At 62.5% G+C, this 13,715-nt stretch carries 17 protein-coding genes; 9 read left to right on the top strand and 8 right to left on the bottom strand.

The window, feature by feature from the left end; translation table 11 throughout:
- The first annotated feature begins 138 nt into the window (after positions 1-138).
- The 4 genes from GWQ44_RS15915 (at position 139) to GWQ44_RS15900 (ending at position 2,264) form a co-directional block, all read left to right on the top strand.
- Positions 139-375, top strand: a complete 237-nt coding sequence (locus GWQ44_RS15915) for a glutaredoxin family protein (RefSeq protein WP_016964707.1) — start codon at positions 139-141, stop codon at positions 373-375.
- Positions 376-486: 111 nt separating this feature from the next.
- Positions 487-933: a S24 family peptidase gene (locus GWQ44_RS15910; RefSeq protein ID WP_199010177.1), complete on the top strand. Its 447-nt coding sequence runs from the start codon at positions 487-489 to the stop codon at positions 931-933.
- Positions 934-973: 40 nt separating this feature from the next.
- Positions 974-1,294: a hypothetical protein gene (locus GWQ44_RS15905; RefSeq protein WP_016964709.1), complete on the top strand. Its 321-nt coding sequence runs from the start codon at positions 974-976 to the stop codon at positions 1,292-1,294.
- A gap of 79 nt (positions 1,295-1,373) precedes the next feature.
- Positions 1,374-2,264 carry a pseudouridine synthase gene (locus tag GWQ44_RS15900; protein ID WP_016964710.1) on the top strand — a complete coding sequence of 297 codons (891 nt, stop codon included), beginning with the start codon at positions 1,374-1,376 and terminating at the stop codon, positions 2,262-2,264.
- A 72-nt stretch (positions 2,265-2,336) separates the two neighbouring features.
- Here the strand turns inward: GWQ44_RS15900 and GWQ44_RS15895 are convergent, their stop codons facing one another.
- Entirely contained in the window at positions 2,337-2,558 is a 222-nt protein-coding gene (locus tag GWQ44_RS15895) for a YgdI/YgdR family lipoprotein (protein WP_016964711.1), read from the bottom strand.
- A 277-nt stretch (positions 2,559-2,835) separates the two neighbouring features.
- Here GWQ44_RS15895 and moaB point away from each other — a divergent pair, with 277 nt between their 5' ends.
- Together moaB and glp are read left to right on the top strand one after the other, a co-directional pair.
- Positions 2,836-3,375, top strand: a complete 540-nt coding sequence (gene moaB / locus GWQ44_RS15890) for a molybdenum cofactor biosynthesis protein B (RefSeq protein WP_016964712.1) — start codon at positions 2,836-2,838, stop codon at positions 3,373-3,375.
- A 22-nt stretch (positions 3,376-3,397) separates the two neighbouring features.
- On the top strand, positions 3,398-4,585 hold the full coding sequence (glp, locus tag GWQ44_RS15885; RefSeq protein WP_275927867.1) for a gephyrin-like molybdotransferase Glp: 1,188 nt from the start codon (positions 3,398-3,400) through the stop codon (positions 4,583-4,585).
- Between the two features lie 43 nt (positions 4,586-4,628).
- Here the strand turns inward: glp and GWQ44_RS15880 are convergent, their stop codons facing one another.
- Positions 4,629-4,883 (bottom strand): hypothetical protein, encoded by a 255-nt coding sequence (locus tag GWQ44_RS15880; RefSeq protein WP_016964714.1) that lies wholly within the window; start codon positions 4,881-4,883, stop codon positions 4,629-4,631.
- A gap of 184 nt (positions 4,884-5,067) precedes the next feature.
- The gene (locus GWQ44_RS15875) at positions 5,068-6,525 is read right to left on the bottom strand and encodes a mannose-1-phosphate guanylyltransferase/mannose-6-phosphate isomerase (RefSeq protein WP_275927754.1); all 1,458 of its coding nucleotides are present in this window, start codon (positions 6,523-6,525) and stop codon (positions 5,068-5,070) included.
- Positions 6,526-6,861: 336 nt separating this feature from the next.
- On the opposite strand from GWQ44_RS15875, the gene yegS reads away from it, so the two are divergent.
- Positions 6,862-7,779: a lipid kinase YegS gene (yegS, locus tag GWQ44_RS15870; RefSeq protein ID WP_275927753.1), complete on the top strand. Its 918-nt coding sequence runs from the start codon at positions 6,862-6,864 to the stop codon at positions 7,777-7,779.
- Here the strand turns inward: yegS and GWQ44_RS15865 are convergent.
- From GWQ44_RS15865 to GWQ44_RS15855, 3 genes are all read right to left on the bottom strand, one after another.
- Positions 7,763-8,422 (bottom strand): response regulator transcription factor, encoded by a 660-nt coding sequence (locus tag GWQ44_RS15865; RefSeq protein WP_016964718.1) that lies wholly within the window; start codon positions 8,420-8,422, stop codon positions 7,763-7,765. The two genes, yegS and GWQ44_RS15865, sit on opposite strands and share 17 nt — an antisense overlap.
- A complete protein-coding gene (locus GWQ44_RS15860; protein WP_199010189.1) occupies positions 8,419-9,312 on the bottom strand; it encodes a sensor histidine kinase in 894 nt (297 codons plus the stop codon). The genes GWQ44_RS15865 and GWQ44_RS15860 overlap by 4 nt, the downstream gene beginning before the upstream one ends.
- Before the next feature lie 536 nt (positions 9,313-9,848).
- Positions 9,849-10,286 (bottom strand): hypothetical protein, encoded by a 438-nt coding sequence (locus GWQ44_RS15855; protein WP_275927752.1) that lies wholly within the window; start codon positions 10,284-10,286, stop codon positions 9,849-9,851.
- A gap of 564 nt (positions 10,287-10,850) precedes the next feature.
- Here GWQ44_RS15855 and GWQ44_RS15850 point away from each other — a divergent pair.
- Both GWQ44_RS15850 and GWQ44_RS15845 read left to right on the top strand, forming a co-directional pair.
- Positions 10,851-11,786, top strand: coding sequence for a chemotaxis protein CheV (locus GWQ44_RS15850; protein ID WP_016964720.1), 936 nt, complete (start codon positions 10,851-10,853; stop codon positions 11,784-11,786).
- Positions 11,787-11,880: 94 nt separating this feature from the next.
- Positions 11,881-12,684: an MOSC domain-containing protein gene (locus tag GWQ44_RS15845; protein ID WP_016964721.1), complete on the top strand. Its 804-nt coding sequence runs from the start codon at positions 11,881-11,883 to the stop codon at positions 12,682-12,684.
- An 82-nt stretch (positions 12,685-12,766) separates the two neighbouring features.
- Here the strand turns inward: GWQ44_RS15845 and GWQ44_RS15840 are convergent, their stop codons facing one another.
- Positions 12,767-13,051, bottom strand: coding sequence for a pyrimidine/purine nucleoside phosphorylase (locus tag GWQ44_RS15840; protein WP_011062476.1), 285 nt, complete (start codon positions 13,049-13,051; stop codon positions 12,767-12,769).
- Positions 13,052-13,125: 74 nt separating this feature from the next.
- Positions 13,126-13,665: an exonuclease domain-containing protein gene (locus GWQ44_RS15835; protein ID WP_047305507.1), complete on the bottom strand. Its 540-nt coding sequence runs from the start codon at positions 13,663-13,665 to the stop codon at positions 13,126-13,128.
- Positions 13,666-13,715 lie beyond the last annotated feature (50 nt).

The raw sequence follows: 13,715 nt of genomic DNA, 5'->3' as shown, positions 1-13,715 counted from the left end.
GCTGTCCGCCAGGCGGAGCCTTCTCCGAGCAGAGCCGTGGAGGGGCACGGGGCCTGGGCATGCCTGGACAGGGGCAGGTCGACGGCTTGCGCGCTCGCGCCTAAAATAAGCGCCTGTTCTTCTCACGGTTGCCCTGTCATGCCCCCTGAATGCCAATTGTTCGGCACCCTTGGTTGCCATTTGTGCGAACTGGCCGAGGCCGAGTTGATGCCGCTGGTGGAGCACGGCCTGATGGTCGAGCTGGTGGATATCGCCGAGAGTCAGGAGCTGTTCGAAACCTACGGCCTGCGTATCCCGGTGTTGCGCCGTGTGGACAATGGCGCCGAACTGGGCTGGCCCTTCGATGCCGAGCAGGTGGTGGCGTTCCTGCGCTGACCCCGGGGTTGCCAGGGCGCGACTTCCGCCTGTCGCCCGTCCCCGGAATTCATTGGCGAGATCCTTCGATTCGTTTACTGTATGCATATACAGCTATCGAGGAGTCTCGCCATGTCTCTCACGTTCCTGACCGGTACCGAACGCTCACAGCCGTTGCCAGCCCGTTTCCTGGAGCAGGGTGACGCTGACTGTGCCGCCCCGGCCAGTGAGCCCATTGGCAGCGGTTTTTCCCTTGACCGGACCCTGGGTCTGGGGGCTCCGCAGATCCATGGCCTGCTGGTGGATGACGACAACCTGCTGGGTTTCGGCCTCTACCCCGGAGACCGGCTGATCGTCGATCGCTCGGCCACGCCAGTGGTGGATCAGTACCTTGTGGTAAGGCCCCGGGGCGCCGCTGAGTACTCACTGCGCCTGCTGGCGCCCGATCCCCGTGGCGGCCTGTTGCTCAAGGCGGCGCGGCCTTCCATTCCCTCCCTGGCGCTGGATGACCCGGACTCGATCGAGATCTGGGGCGTGGTGCTGTGGGTGGTCAGTTATGTGGGGCGCAAGCAGCCCTGATGGATGTGGCGCACGCTTCAAATCGTTAAAGGAATACATGATGGTCAATGTCGAACAACTGAAAAACAGCGTGAACAGCATGTCTGCCGATGTGGTCCGCGAGGCGGTGCTCGAGTTGCGCCTGGACGGGCTGGTCACCGAAGGCAAGACGCCCTTCAACAAACTGCATTTCAATACCTGCTTTGCCGAGATCGAGGCCCTGTTCCAGCGGGCCGGTTACCACCGGCAACTGGATGTGGTGGGTTACCAGGGGCTGCTGTACGCCCTCTATGATCCGGGCCGCTGGGAGGCGGTGGATGTGTTGCGCTGGCTCAAGGAGTTCACCGAGGCCGCCGCCCAGGCCCAGCATTCGTGCGCTTGAGGGCGGGCAAACTGATCCTAGGTTTCCCGGGGGCTGCTGTTGGATAATGCCGCCTCGCAACGAACCCTCGAGTCCTGTCATGTCCTGCGCGAGTTTTTCTGCTGCACAGCATCAAGCCAGCACCTTGTACCTGCCCCCCGGCTCCTGGCCGACGGTGCTGGATTGCCTGTGTGATCACTTCAAGGCCATCAGCCGCGAGCAATGGCTGGATCGGATCGCCCGGGGGCGAGTGCTGGACGGGCAGGGCCAGCCCATCCGTGTGGATCTGGCCTATCGCGAAGGCCTGCGGATTCATTATTTTCGCGAGGTGCCGGACGAGAAGGTGATCCCGGTGCAGGAAACCATCCTCTATGCCGACGAGCATCTGGTGGTGGCGGACAAACCGCATTTCCTCCCGGTCACACCGGCGGGCGAGTATGTCGAGCAGACTTTGCTGCGTCGTCTGATCCGGCGCCTGGACAACCCGCACCTGGTGCCCTTGCACCGTATCGATCGGCACACCGCCGGGCTGGTGCTGTTTTCCGCCGATCCCGGCAGTCGTTCTGCCTATCAGGCGCTGTTCCCCACCCGGCAGATCGAGAAACGCTACGAAGCCATCGCCGGGGCCTTGCCGCACCTGAGCTTTCCCCTGGTGCACAAGAGCCGTCTGGTGGACGGCGAGCCCTTCTTCCGCATGCAGGAGGGCGCGGGCGCCAGCAACACCGAAACCGCTATTGAGGTCAGGGAAAAGCACGGCGATCTATGGCGTTACGCGCTGTACCCGGTGACCGGCAAGAAGCATCAGTTGCGCGTGCACATGAGCGCACTGGGGGCGGCGATCTGCAACGACCCCTTCTACCCCGAGGTGCTCAAGGATGCCGAGGACGATCATGCCCGGCCGCTCAAACTCTTGGCCCAGGGGCTGCGTTTCATCGATCCGTTGACCGGGCAGGAGCGAGAGTTCGAAAGCCGCATCCGCCTGCAGTGGTGAAAACCGTTTCGCAGAAACAATAAAACCCGCACTTGGCGGGTTTTATTGCATGCAGATCGGTAACCGTCGGGCTTACAGCTCCTTGACGGTGCGGACCTGATCCTTGTTGATACGGGTGCGCTTGCCGTCCAGCTGTTCGAACTCGTAGAAACCCGAGTCCTTGTCGTATTTGGGGGTGTCGACGGCTTGGATTTCGCGACCGTCATTCAAGGTGATCACTGATGGCGACGCGCAACCGGCGAGCGTTGCCAGGCCCAGTGCGAGCATGAAAGTGGCGAGGGTCCGATGAGTCATTGTGTGTCTCCGAAATGAGTACTTTAAAGTGCTGGTCTTCAGACGTGTGGCACGTCTGCAAGTTCCTTGGCCAGGTGCATTCTGCCACGTTGCCAGACAGATCGTAGGCGTTCAGCGAGTTATCTTGACTGGTGTCAGGTGCGAGCGCCGTCAGGCGGATGCCCGGTCCTGGCGGCCTGTACAGGCCGGGCCCGGGCGATTGCCGGCCGCCAGGGGCAGCGGATCGGGGCGCTGTGATATAACACCGGGCTGTTTCTCTTACCTCAGGATCGAGCCTATGAAAGCCAAGGCTGATGTACCTTTTGTTCCCCTGAATATTGCGGTGTTGACCGTCAGTGACACCCGCACCCTGGAAACCGACACCTCGGGACAGGTCTTCGTCGAGCGTCTGGGCGCCGCGGGCCATCGTCTGGCCGCGCGGGTGTTGCTCAAGGACGATCTGTACAAGATCCGCGCCCAGGTCGCCACCTGGATCGCCGACGAACAGGTGCAGGTGGTGCTGATCACCGGTGGCACCGGCTTTACCGGTCGCGACAGCACCCCGGAAGCGGTGGCCTGCCTGCTGGACAAGCAGGTCGACGGTTTCGGTGAACTGTTCCGGCAGATCTCGGTGGCCGATATCGGCACCTCCACCGTGCAGTCCCGCGCACTGGCCGGGCTGGCCAATGGCACCCTGGTGTGCTGCCTGCCGGGCTCCACCAATGCGGTGCGCACCGGTTGGGATGGAATCCTCGCCGAGCAGCTGGATTCGCGTCACCGGCCATGCAATTTCGTTCCCCATCTGAAACAGGCAGCGGCTTGTGAATCCCGTGGGTAAGCCGGGCAAGCTCGGCGCCTTGATGCCGGTTGAGGAGGCGCTGGAACGTCTGCTGGCCATGGCCGCGGCGGCGCCGATTGTCGAGCGTGAGCAATTGCCCCTGGCGGCCACTCAGGGCCGGGTGCTGGCCGAGGCGGTGATCTCCAGCCTGGACCTGCCGCCCTGGCCCAACAGCGCCATGGATGGCTACGCCTTACGCCTGGAGGACTGGAAGGGCGAGCCCTTGCCGGTCAGCCAGCGGATCTTCGCCGGACAGTCCCCCGAGCCGTTGCAACCGGGAACCTGCGCGCGGATTTTTACCGGCGCGCCAGTACCGGCCGGCGCGGATTGCGTTGAGATGCAGGAAAATGCCCAGGTTCAGGACGATCTGCGGGTGCTGTTCAGCCAACCTTTGAAGATCGGCCAGAACATCCGTCCCCAGGGGCAGGAAACCACGGTGGGCGAGCAGGTGCTGGCGGCCGGGACACGCTTGGGGCCGATCGAGCAGGGGCTGGCGGCTTCCCTGGGATGCGCCGAACTGGCTGTGGTGCGGCGGGTTCGAGTGGCGGTGCTGTCCACCGGTGACGAGTTGGTGGAGCCGGGCCAGGCCCTGGGCCCCGGGCAGATCTACAACAGCAACCGGGTACTGCTGTGCAGCTGGTTGCAACGCCTGGGCTGCGAAGTGCTGGACGCGGGCATCCTGCCCGATGATCTGCCCGCGACCCGCGAGCGCCTGGCGGAGTTGGGCGAGGTCGATCTGATCCTCTCCACCGGCGGGGTGTCGGTGGGGGAGGCGGACTTTCTCGGGATGGCCCTGCGGGAAGCCGGCGAACTGACGCTGTGGAAACTGGCGATCAAACCCGGCAAGCCCCTGACCGTCGGCCATTTTCGCGGTGTGCCGGTGATCGGCCTGCCGGGCAACCCGGCTTCCACCCTGGTGACCTTCGCCCTGCTGGCGCGGCCTTACCTGCTCCGGCGCCAGGGCGTGCAGCAGGTGCAGCCATTGCGCTTCCAGGTGCCTGCCGGTTTTGTCTGGCCCCAGCCGGGCAATCGTCGCGAGTACCTGCGTGGCCGCCTGGAGAACGGGCGAGCGATCATCTATCGCAACCAGAGCTCGGGGGTGTTGCGCAGCGCGGCTTGGGCGGAAGGTCTGGTGGAAGTGCTGGAAGGCCGGACCCTGGAAGAGGGCGACTGGGTCAGCTTCATTCCCTTGAGCGAGGTGCTGGATTGATCGAGCGCGGGCCCGGTTCGGTGCCGGGCCCGCGCCTCGCGGTTCAGCGCAGCAGGAGCAACAGCAGCAGGCCGAAACGACTGTGCAAACCCCAGCTCACCAGCCCCGCCAGTATCGAGGCCGCCAGCGTCAGCCAGCCCACGCGCTTGAGTATCGACAGCAGCCTGGAGTGAGGCGCGTGCACTTCGTAGGAGAGCGGCAGATCGAACTCCGGTGACGGGTGCCCCGTCAGCCAGGAGCTGTCCTTGATGTGGGTGAAGGGTGCATGCCCACGTGGATAAAACCCCTTGTCGTTCATGACGATTCACTTCCTTGTATGAGGCGTCAGCGCCTGGCATGCACAGTCACTGATTGGCTCGACAGGGTCAATTCAGGCAATTCTCATTCTGCAGTCAGAAAATTTACTTTAGGTCCTGCACCTTTTTTCAGGGGCTCCGGGCTGCCTCTTCCTGCTGGGCCAGACTCATGGAATCGACGCTGTTCTAGCGAGTGTCGGGGGCGATCGGGGCCCGGCCATACAGGTCGTTGAAGCGCACGATGTCGTCTTCGCCCAGGTATTCGCCGCTCTGCACTTCAATCATGACCAGGTCGATGACCCCGGGATTGCATAACCGGTGCGGGCGCCCGGGTTTGATAAAGGTCGACTCATTGGTGTCGAGCAGGAGTTCGTCTTCTCCATTGGTCACCTGGGCCATGCCGCTGACCACGATCCAGTGCTCGCTGCGGTGGTGATGCATCTGCAGGGACAGCGAGGCGCCGGGCTTGACCTCGATGCGCTTGATCTTGAAGCGTGGCCCTTCCTCGAGCACGGTGTAGGCGCCCCAGGGACGGTTCACGGTGCGGTGCAGCCGGTAGGCATCGTGACCCTGGCGCTTGAGCTGCTGGGCGATCAGTTTGACGTCCTGGCTGCGCTTGCCATCGGCGATCAGCAGGGCGTCCGGGGTGTCGACGATGATCAGGTTGTCCAGGCCGATTGCACCCACCAGACGCTGGCGCGAATCGATGTAGCAATTGCTGACCTCGTGCAGCACGGTTTCGCCGGTGCACTGGTTGCCCTGTTCGTCCGCCGGGATCAGCTCGCGTACCGCCTGCCAGGAGCCGATGTCGCTCCAGCCCAGCTGGCAGGGCACCACGGCGACTTTCTTCGAGCGTTCCATCACCGCGTAGTCGATGGAGATGTCCGGCGCTCGGGCGAAGCTGTCGCTCTCCAGCTCCACTTGCAACTCGTGCGGGCCTTCCTTGCGGTAGCTGCGCTCCAGGCAGTGCTCGACGGCGTTGAGTACCTGCGGTGCGAACTCTCGCAGTTCCTGAAGCATCACGTCGGCGCGCATGCAGAACATTCCGCCATTCCACATGTGCAGGCCGCCATCGACATAGCCCTGGGCGGCGGCGGCATCGGGTTTCTCGACAAAGCGCCTGACCTGGAAGCTGTGGTCGTTCAGGGCCTGACCTTTCTCGATATAGCCGAAGCCGGTTTCCGCGTGGCTGGGCATCAGGCCGAAGGTTACCAGCCAGCCTTGTGCGGCCAGTGGCCGGGCTTGGTCCACCGCGGCGGCGAACGCCGCGACATCCTTGATCAGGTGGTCGGCGGGCAGTACCAGCAGTTGTGCGTCAGCGCCATAGTGCTGGCTGACGTGCAGCGCCGCAGCAGCGATGGCCGGGGCGGTGTTGCGACCCACGGGCTCGAGGATGAAGTCCAGCTCGACCCGGCTTTGGTTCAGTGGGCGGTAATCGTCCAGGGTGCGGAAGAACACCTCGCGGTTGGTCACCGTCAGCAGCCGCTCCACGCCCTTGAGGGCCTTAGCGCGGGCGAAGGTCTTCTGCAGCAGGCTGTCGCCGTCGGGTAGACGCATGAAGGGTTTGGGCACGGTCTCGCGGGATACCGGCCACAGGCGGGCGCCGGCGCCACCAGCAATGATGCAGGGAATGAGCGTGCTCATTAAGCAGGTCTCGCGGAACATGATCAGGGGCGCAATGGTGCATCACCGGCTGCGTGGATCAAAGCGGATTGATCAGTTTTCGCTGTGGCGCGGGTCGAATTCGATATGGAGTGCGATTGTTCCAGGCTGTCGGTTGAGGCCGGTCGGCCATGGGGTTGCGCCAGGCCAGCGGAAGGCGGCTGGAGCCGGTCAAGGTGCGGCACCTGGCTTATCCTGATGAAGGGCGGGCAGCCCGGACAGATCTGTGGCCGGTAAAAATGATCCGACGGGACAGACTTTTTTTGCCTTACCCGGGGTCAACATCCTTCAAGGATTCAATAACCGGAGTCATGGCTGATGAGTGAGCGCAAGGCACTGTTGATACTGCACGGCAAACAGGCCCTCAACGATGAGGTCCGCGCTGCGGTCGAGGCCAAGCGGGCCGAAGGCTGGGACTTGTCGGTGCGGCTGACCTGGGAGGCGGGGGATGCCCGGCGCCTGGTGGATGAAGGGCTGGCCGCCGGCCACACGCGGCTGATTGCCGGCGGCGGTGATGGCACTTTGCGCGACATCGCCGAGGCCCTGGCCAACGCCCAGAACCCGGCCAGCCTGGTGCTGCTGCCACTGGGCACGGCCAATGACTTTGCCCGGGCCGCCGGGGTGCCGCTGGAGCCGGCCGCCGCCCTGGAACTGCTGGAGGTTGCTCCCCGGGCCGTCGATCTGGGGGAGGTGGGCGGGCAGATTTTTCTCAATATGGCCACCGGCGGCTTCGGCAGTCAGGTGACCGCCAACACTTCGGAAGACCTGAAGAAAGTCCTCGGCGGTGCTGCTTATCTGTTTACCGGGCTGTCGCGTTTTGCCGAGCTGAGCGCGGCCTATGGCGAGTTGCAGGGGCCGGATTTCCACTGGCGCGGCGAACTCCTGGCCCTGGGCATCGGCAATGGCCGGCAGGCAGGAGGCGGGCATGAACTGTGTCCGGGCGCCCTGGCTGATGACGGTTTGCTGGATATCAGCATTCTGCCGGCCCCCCAGGAACTGGTGGGGACCTTGAAGAACCTGCTGGCTGGCGGCCTGGGGATCGACAACATGTTTGTTCGTGCGCGTCTGCCTTGGGTCGAGATCAAGGCTTCACGGGGGCTGGACATCAACCTCGATGGCGAGCCGCTGCAGGGCGACACCTTGCGCTTTCACGCGCGTCCGGCGGCCTTGCAGGTGCACTTGCCGGTGGACTCGCCGTTGCTCGGCGGTCGGCCTTCGGTCAGTCGTCGAGGCTGATGATGTGTTCGCGCACGGCGAACAGCACCAGGCCGGCGACATCGAAGATCTGCAGGCGTTTCATGATCTGCGAGCGGTGGGTTTCCACGGTCTTGATGCTCAGGCCCAGGCCCAGGGCTATCTCCCGGGTGGACTTGCCGCGCACGATCAGCCGCAGGATTTCCAGTTGGCGAGCGGTCAGGTTGTGGTTGTCCACCGGCTGCGGCGTGTGTTTCTGGGCCCGGGTCAGGGCCTGGGTGATCACTGTGTGGGCGATTGCCGGGCTCAGGTAGCGCTCGTTGTTGCGCAGGGCCTCCAGAGCATGCTCCAGCTCGGTGGCGGTGGTGTCCTTGAGCAGGTAGCCGTGGGCGCCGGACTCCAGGGCCTGCATGATCAGGGCCGGGTCGGTGTGCATCGACAGGATCAGGACCTTGCTTTGCGGGTGCAGCGCCTTGAGCCGGCGCAAGGCGTCGAGGCCGCCGATGCGCTTCATCGACAGGTCCAGCAGGATGATGTCCGGGCGCAGCTCCTCGACCATTTCCAGCAGGTGCGCACCGTCGTCGGCCTCGCCGATCACCGCGTATCCGGGAATGTCCATGACCAGGGCGCGCACGCCTGCCCTGATGAGCGAGTGGTCATCCACCAAGAGTAAATTACAGGTCAATGGGAAACCTTATTCGTGCTGGCCCGCTCCAGAGTGCGGGGGGCCCAGGGAAAGAGTGCTTCGATCTGGGTGCCTTGGCCGGCTTCGCTGGTGACTTTCAGCAGGCCGCCCAACTGGCTGATTCGTTCTTGCATCCCGGCCATGCCGCGTTGCCCCTGGGCTCCTGGATCGCTGGCCGGGGCGAACCCCTGGCCGTCGTCGCTGATGAACAGCGAGAGGCCTTCGGGCAAGCGCTGCAGGCGCACCAGCAGATTCCTGGCCCGGGCGTGACGCAGCATGTTGGTCACGGCTTCCTGGGTGATGCGAAACGCCGCCACCGCCATTTCCTCGGGAATTCCCGCCAGGTGCTGGCGGCATTCCAGGCTCCAGTGCACCGAGGTGTTTTCCAGGGTCTTGAGCAGGTGGGCGCGCAGGCTGGCTTCCAGGCCTAGGCTGGTCAGTTGCCGGGGGTTGAGAATGGCGGACACGTCGCGGACTTTGGCCAGGGTTTCTTCCAGGGTGGTGGCGAGCACGGCGCAGGGGGGCTGCAAATCTTCCGGCAGGCGGCGCTTGAGCCAGTCGGTCTGCAACTTGGCCGCGGTCAGCAGTTGGCCGATGTCGTCGTGCAGTTCCCGGCTCAGGCGGTGGCGCTCATTCTCCTTGACCTTGAGCAGGCGCTCGGCGAGCTCCTGAGGCTGGAACCGGATAGACTTTCGCGAATAGCCGTATTGCATCCAGATGCAGGCCAGCGCCGCAACATTGACCACCAGCAGGGTCATGGGCACGGGCCTGTCCAGACTGTAGATCAGCACATTGCCCAGGCTTGAGCAGGAGCACAGCAACAGGCTGAACCAGCGCAGGTGATCACGGGAGGGAGGCCAAGAGAAGAATGACTTGAGGCTGGCGTACATAGCGGATGGAGCCAATGAATGTTCGCTGCGAAGTGCCCGGTCAGGTATGGATGACAAGGCTTGTTTGAGAAACAGTATTATTTGAATTTCCGGCTTCGATCAATGCAGTGTGTTGGTATTGCATAAGCCGCGTAGTGACGGTCGACATTGGAATCAAAGTGCCATTATCTGGGTCCGTTTATGCGCCGCATAATACCACCGAACATACCGTTGGTCGCGTTTATACTCGCAGGTATATATGTCTTGAAAGTCAGGAATAGCGGGCCCAGGCACGCTTGTGCCATTTGCTCTGCGGGCCTTTGAGAGTCAATCGCTAATAGAACTTGTCGTTGAATTTGCGTGGGCAAATATGGGCTGGAACAATAAGTCCGGACCCTGCACTAGTTGGTTTTTTTGGCAATGGTGCTGTCGTTCTTGAGTATGAAATATTCAATAACGACCCATTACTTGTCCTTGGGCCCTATGCTGTATCGATGTTCTGTGTTGGCGATCGTTGATAGCGGCTTTATCGGCCATCGGTCGGTGCAAGTGCGATTTCAATGGCTGCAGGACGGGTAGGTGCAGGTGCAGTTCTGTGTCACTTGTTGGGTCAGTTCGCCAATCAGCATGAGCTGTTCGCTGTCATCCAGATTGAGTTGGCCATTGTGCGGATCGATCAGCTCCAGTTGCCAGGCCATCAAGGTCAGGCAGCTCCTCAAGGCATCGAGGATCGGGTCGTTGAGGTCCACTGGGTGCGCGGTGCGTTTGAGCACGCCGTGGATATGCAAGGCGAATTCAGACAGCGGGCTGATGGCGTGGCGCGCTGCGACCTGGGCCAGGGACTGCAGGCTGGCGAGCAGGCAGTTGATCGCCTCTTCGTCGTTTCTGATCAGGTGCAGATGGCTCAGGCAATCTTCCGATTTGGCCAGCAGGGCCTGGGCTTCGAGCAGGAACTCAGGCAGGGGGGGGGCGCATTCGTGGCTGTCCTTTAGCATGCTTATCTCCATGACTTCGTGTCCGATGAGGGGATAGGGCTCTGGCTGAAGGGGGTTAAGGTATGGTGCGCTTTTTCAAATTGTATATAGGATAAATCTGATTTTATTTCCCGGGTTGCAGCCGCACGCGAGAGACGATTTTCATCGTTTCCGAACGCTGCCCAAATACCGGCCACAGCCATGCGGCGCATGGGCGCTGGGGCGTGATGGGCAAGGGGGTTTAGGCTTGAAAGGGTGCTGGGCCACCTTTCTGCGGTCACAAACAAAAGCCTGACTCCGTTCATGCAATGAGAATGGCGTCACATTAATGGCTATTGGATATCGCGAATATCAGGATGGTCCTGATTGTTACTAGGGGAAACCCTTAGGTGCGGGAACTTCACGCCGCGAATAAGGTCGCGCCGTCGGAGACTGGTGTCGCTGAATTGACGGCCTCAGTAAAGCATGATGTTAATGTGACATCAATGGCTTTCATATGGCAATTTGCATGTGGGTCAAGATACGGCGCAGGCCGCCGATATCTGTCTTTAAGTGAATTCATCAGAACAAGCCCAGGAGTCATTAATGGCCGGCATTCTCGACACGGTAGATCAACGCACACAGCTGGTGGGCGAGAATCGCCTGGAAATCCTCATGTTCCGCCTGGCCGGTCGGCAGCTGTTCGCCATCAACGTTTTCAAGGTCCAGGAAGTCCTGCAACTGCCCAAGCTGACCCTGATGCCCCAGCGTCATCCGTTTGTCTGCGGTGTGGTCAACCTGCGGGGCCAGACCCTGCCGGTGATCGACCTGTCCCAGGCCATCGGCATGCGCCCGCTGGTTCCGGGGCCCAACAGCACCATCATCGTCACCGAGTACAACCGCTCGGTGCAGGCGTTCCTGGTGGGCGGGGTGGACCGCATCGTCAACATGAACTGGGAAGCCATCATGCCGCCGCCCACCAGCGCCGGGCGCCAGCATTACCTGACCGCCATCAGCAAGGTCGACGAGCAACTGGTGGAGATCATCGACGTCGAGAAAGTCCTGGCGGAAATCGTCCCCTACAACGCCAAGGTTTCCCGGGACAAGCTCGAAGATCCGGTGCTGGAGCGTGCTCGCGGTCGTGAAGTGCTGCTGGTGGACGACTCCAACGTGGCCCTCTCCCAGCTGCGCGATACCCTCGGCCAGCTCGGGGTGAAGATGCATATCGCCAGTGACGGCCTCAAGGCGCTGAACATGCTCAAGGCCTGGGCCGATACCGGGGTCGACATGACCGACAAGCTGCTGATGGTGTTCACCGATGCGGAAATGCCGGAAATGGACGGTTACCGCCTGACCACCGAAATTCGCAACGACCCGCGTCTGCGTGGGCTGTATGTGGTACTGCACACCTCCTTGTCCGGCAGTTTCAACGAATCCATGGTCAAGAAGGTCGGTTGCGACAACTTCCTTTCCAAGTTCCAGCCGGACAAGCTGGTGGACGTGGTCCGTCAGCGCCTGATGCTGGATGAAGTCAGCGCCTGAACCCGGGCTCGCGCCGACAGCGCTCACCCTGTGCCTTTGTTTGCTCCGAGCGCTGGTATAGGGTGAGCCTTTTTGCTCACACAGGGAGCTGGACATGCGTCTGAGCGCGCTTTACCGATACCCGTTGAAATCCGCCCGGGGCGAAACCCTGCAACAGATCGGCCTGGACAAGCTCGGGCTGGAAGGGGATCGCCGCTGGATGCTGGTGGACGAAGCCAGTGGGCGTTTCCTCACCCAGCGTGCGGTGGCGCGCATGAGCCAACTCTCGGCCTTGTACAACGACCAGGGCGGCCTGACCCTCAGCGCCGCCGGCTTGGCCAGCCTTGAAGTGCCCCTGCCGGACGCCGCGGCGGCACTGCGTGGCGTGACCATCTGGCAGGACAGCCTGCGGGTGCCCGATGCCGGGGATGAGGCGGCGGCCTGGGTCAGCGAGTTCGTCGGCAAGCCTACCCGCCTGGTGCAGGTGCCACCGGAGCGGGCGCGGAGCACCGCCGCCGGCTACGGCAAGGACGATGATCAAGTGGCATTTGCCGATGGCTTCCCCTTGCTGCTGATTGGCCAAGCGTCCCTCGACGATCTGTCCAGCCGGGTCGGGCGGCCGCTGGAGATGCTGCGTTTTCGCCCCAATCTGGTGATCGAGGGCAGCGCTGCCTTTGCCGAGGACCAGTGGCGGCGCATCCGCATTGGCGACCTCGAGTTTCGCGTGGTCAAGCCGTGCTCGCGCTGCATCCTGACCACCATCGACCCCCAGACCGGCGAACGCAGCGCCGACCGCGAACCCCTGGCGACCTTGCAGAAGTACCGGGCCCAGGCCGACGGGGCGATGTTCGGGCAGAACCTGGTCAACGATGGCTCGGGTCATCTGCAGGTGGGGATGCCGGTAACGGTGCTCGAATAACCTTTGACCGGCGCCAAGAAAAATGCCCGTCTCTTGAGGAGACGGGCATTTTTTTATCGCTGATAAAGCCGCAGTGGGTCGATCAGCCGCGGTATTCGCACAGATAAGCGGTGTCCACCGCGACTTTCAGCTGGAACTTGCTGTTGGCCGGGACGTTGAACTGGCTGCCGGCAGGGAAGGTTTCCCAATCGGCACTGTCGGGCAGGCGCACGGTCAGGGCGCCGGACACCACGTGCATGATTTCCCGCTGTGCGGTGCCGAATTCGTATTCGCCCGGGGCCATGACGCCAATGGTGGCTGGGCCTTCGGCCGTGCCGAAGGCAATCGACTTGACGGTGCCGTCGAAGTACTCGTTGACTTTAAACATGGGCGATTCCTCAAGAAAGGGTCAAAAAGGCTGGCCAGTATGCACAAGGCCTCAAAGGCCGTCACCTGCCGCCATCAAGGAAGAATCAGGGGCAACAGGCGCGCGGTATTTCGCGCATCTTCCAGGGCCCGATGCTGTTGGCCGTTGAACTGCATGCCGGCCAGTTGCAGGGCGGCATTCAGGCCCAGAGGGCGTTCCAGGCGCCGGGCCTTGGCAAAGCGCTGCTTGAGGTTCATGTGCGGCACTTCATTCAGCAGGCTGTGCAACTGCTGGTTGTGCCATTCCAGCTGCAACTGCTTGCGGTCGTAATCGCCCCAGCTGGCCCAGCCCTCCAGGCGCGGCCGATGCTGGCCCAGCCAGCGCTCGAACAGGTTCCAGACCTCGCTCAGGGGCGCGGCGCTGTCGATGTTGGCCTGGGTGATATGGGTCAGCTCGCGACAGAACGGCGTCAGCCTAGGGCGTCGCAAGGGGCGGACGAAACGCTGGAAGTGGTCTTGTTCCCGGCCTTGGCGGTTGACCAGGGTGGCGCCGATTTCGATGATTTCCATCTCGCTCACCGGCCAGCCCCCTTCATCCGTCGTGGCTTCCAGATCTATTACCAGCCAGTGGGGCATCGCGAATTCCAGCCTTCAACATCCTGATGAGGCTTGAGCGTAGCCAAAGC

Source organism: Pseudomonas sp. 3MA1 (assembly GCF_029237275.1).
Classification (GTDB): domain Bacteria; phylum Pseudomonadota; class Gammaproteobacteria; order Pseudomonadales; family Pseudomonadaceae; genus Aquipseudomonas; species Aquipseudomonas fluorescens_AP.
This window is presented reverse-complemented; position numbering and strand designations above follow the sequence as displayed.

Excerpts from the sequence above, each read along its gene's own strand:
- GWQ44_RS15915 (WP_016964707.1), top strand. The coding sequence starts at position 139 with ATGCCCCCTGAATGCCAATTGTTCGGCACCCTTGGTTGCCATTTGTGC.
- GWQ44_RS15910 (WP_199010177.1), top strand. The coding sequence starts at position 487 with ATGTCTCTCACGTTCCTGACCGGTACCGAACGCTCACAGCCGTTGCCA.
- GWQ44_RS15905 (WP_016964709.1), top strand. The coding sequence starts at position 974 with ATGGTCAATGTCGAACAACTGAAAAACAGCGTGAACAGCATGTCTGCC.
- GWQ44_RS15900 (WP_016964710.1), top strand. The coding sequence starts at position 1,374 with ATGTCCTGCGCGAGTTTTTCTGCTGCACAGCATCAAGCCAGCACCTTG.
- GWQ44_RS15895 (WP_016964711.1), bottom strand. The coding sequence starts at position 2,558 with ATGACTCATCGGACCCTCGCCACTTTCATGCTCGCACTGGGCCTGGCA.
- moaB (WP_016964712.1), top strand. The coding sequence starts at position 2,836 with ATGAAAGCCAAGGCTGATGTACCTTTTGTTCCCCTGAATATTGCGGTG.
- glp (WP_275927867.1), top strand. The coding sequence starts at position 3,398 with ATGCCGGTTGAGGAGGCGCTGGAACGTCTGCTGGCCATGGCCGCGGCG.
- GWQ44_RS15880 (WP_016964714.1), bottom strand. The coding sequence starts at position 4,883 with ATGAACGACAAGGGGTTTTATCCACGTGGGCATGCACCCTTCACCCAC.
- GWQ44_RS15875 (WP_275927754.1), bottom strand. The coding sequence starts at position 6,525 with ATGAGCACGCTCATTCCCTGCATCATTGCTGGTGGCGCCGGCGCCCGC.
- yegS (WP_275927753.1), top strand. The coding sequence starts at position 6,862 with ATGAGTGAGCGCAAGGCACTGTTGATACTGCACGGCAAACAGGCCCTC.
- GWQ44_RS15860 (WP_199010189.1), bottom strand. The coding sequence starts at position 9,312 with ATGTACGCCAGCCTCAAGTCATTCTTCTCTTGGCCTCCCTCCCGTGAT.
- GWQ44_RS15855 (WP_275927752.1), bottom strand. The coding sequence starts at position 10,286 with ATGCTAAAGGACAGCCACGAATGCGCCCCCCCCCTGCCTGAGTTCCTG.
- GWQ44_RS15850 (WP_016964720.1), top strand. The coding sequence starts at position 10,851 with ATGGCCGGCATTCTCGACACGGTAGATCAACGCACACAGCTGGTGGGC.
- GWQ44_RS15845 (WP_016964721.1), top strand. The coding sequence starts at position 11,881 with ATGCGTCTGAGCGCGCTTTACCGATACCCGTTGAAATCCGCCCGGGGC.
- GWQ44_RS15840 (WP_011062476.1), bottom strand. The coding sequence starts at position 13,051 with ATGTTTAAAGTCAACGAGTACTTCGACGGCACCGTCAAGTCGATTGCC.
- GWQ44_RS15835 (WP_047305507.1), bottom strand. The coding sequence starts at position 13,665 with ATGCCCCACTGGCTGGTAATAGATCTGGAAGCCACGACGGATGAAGGG.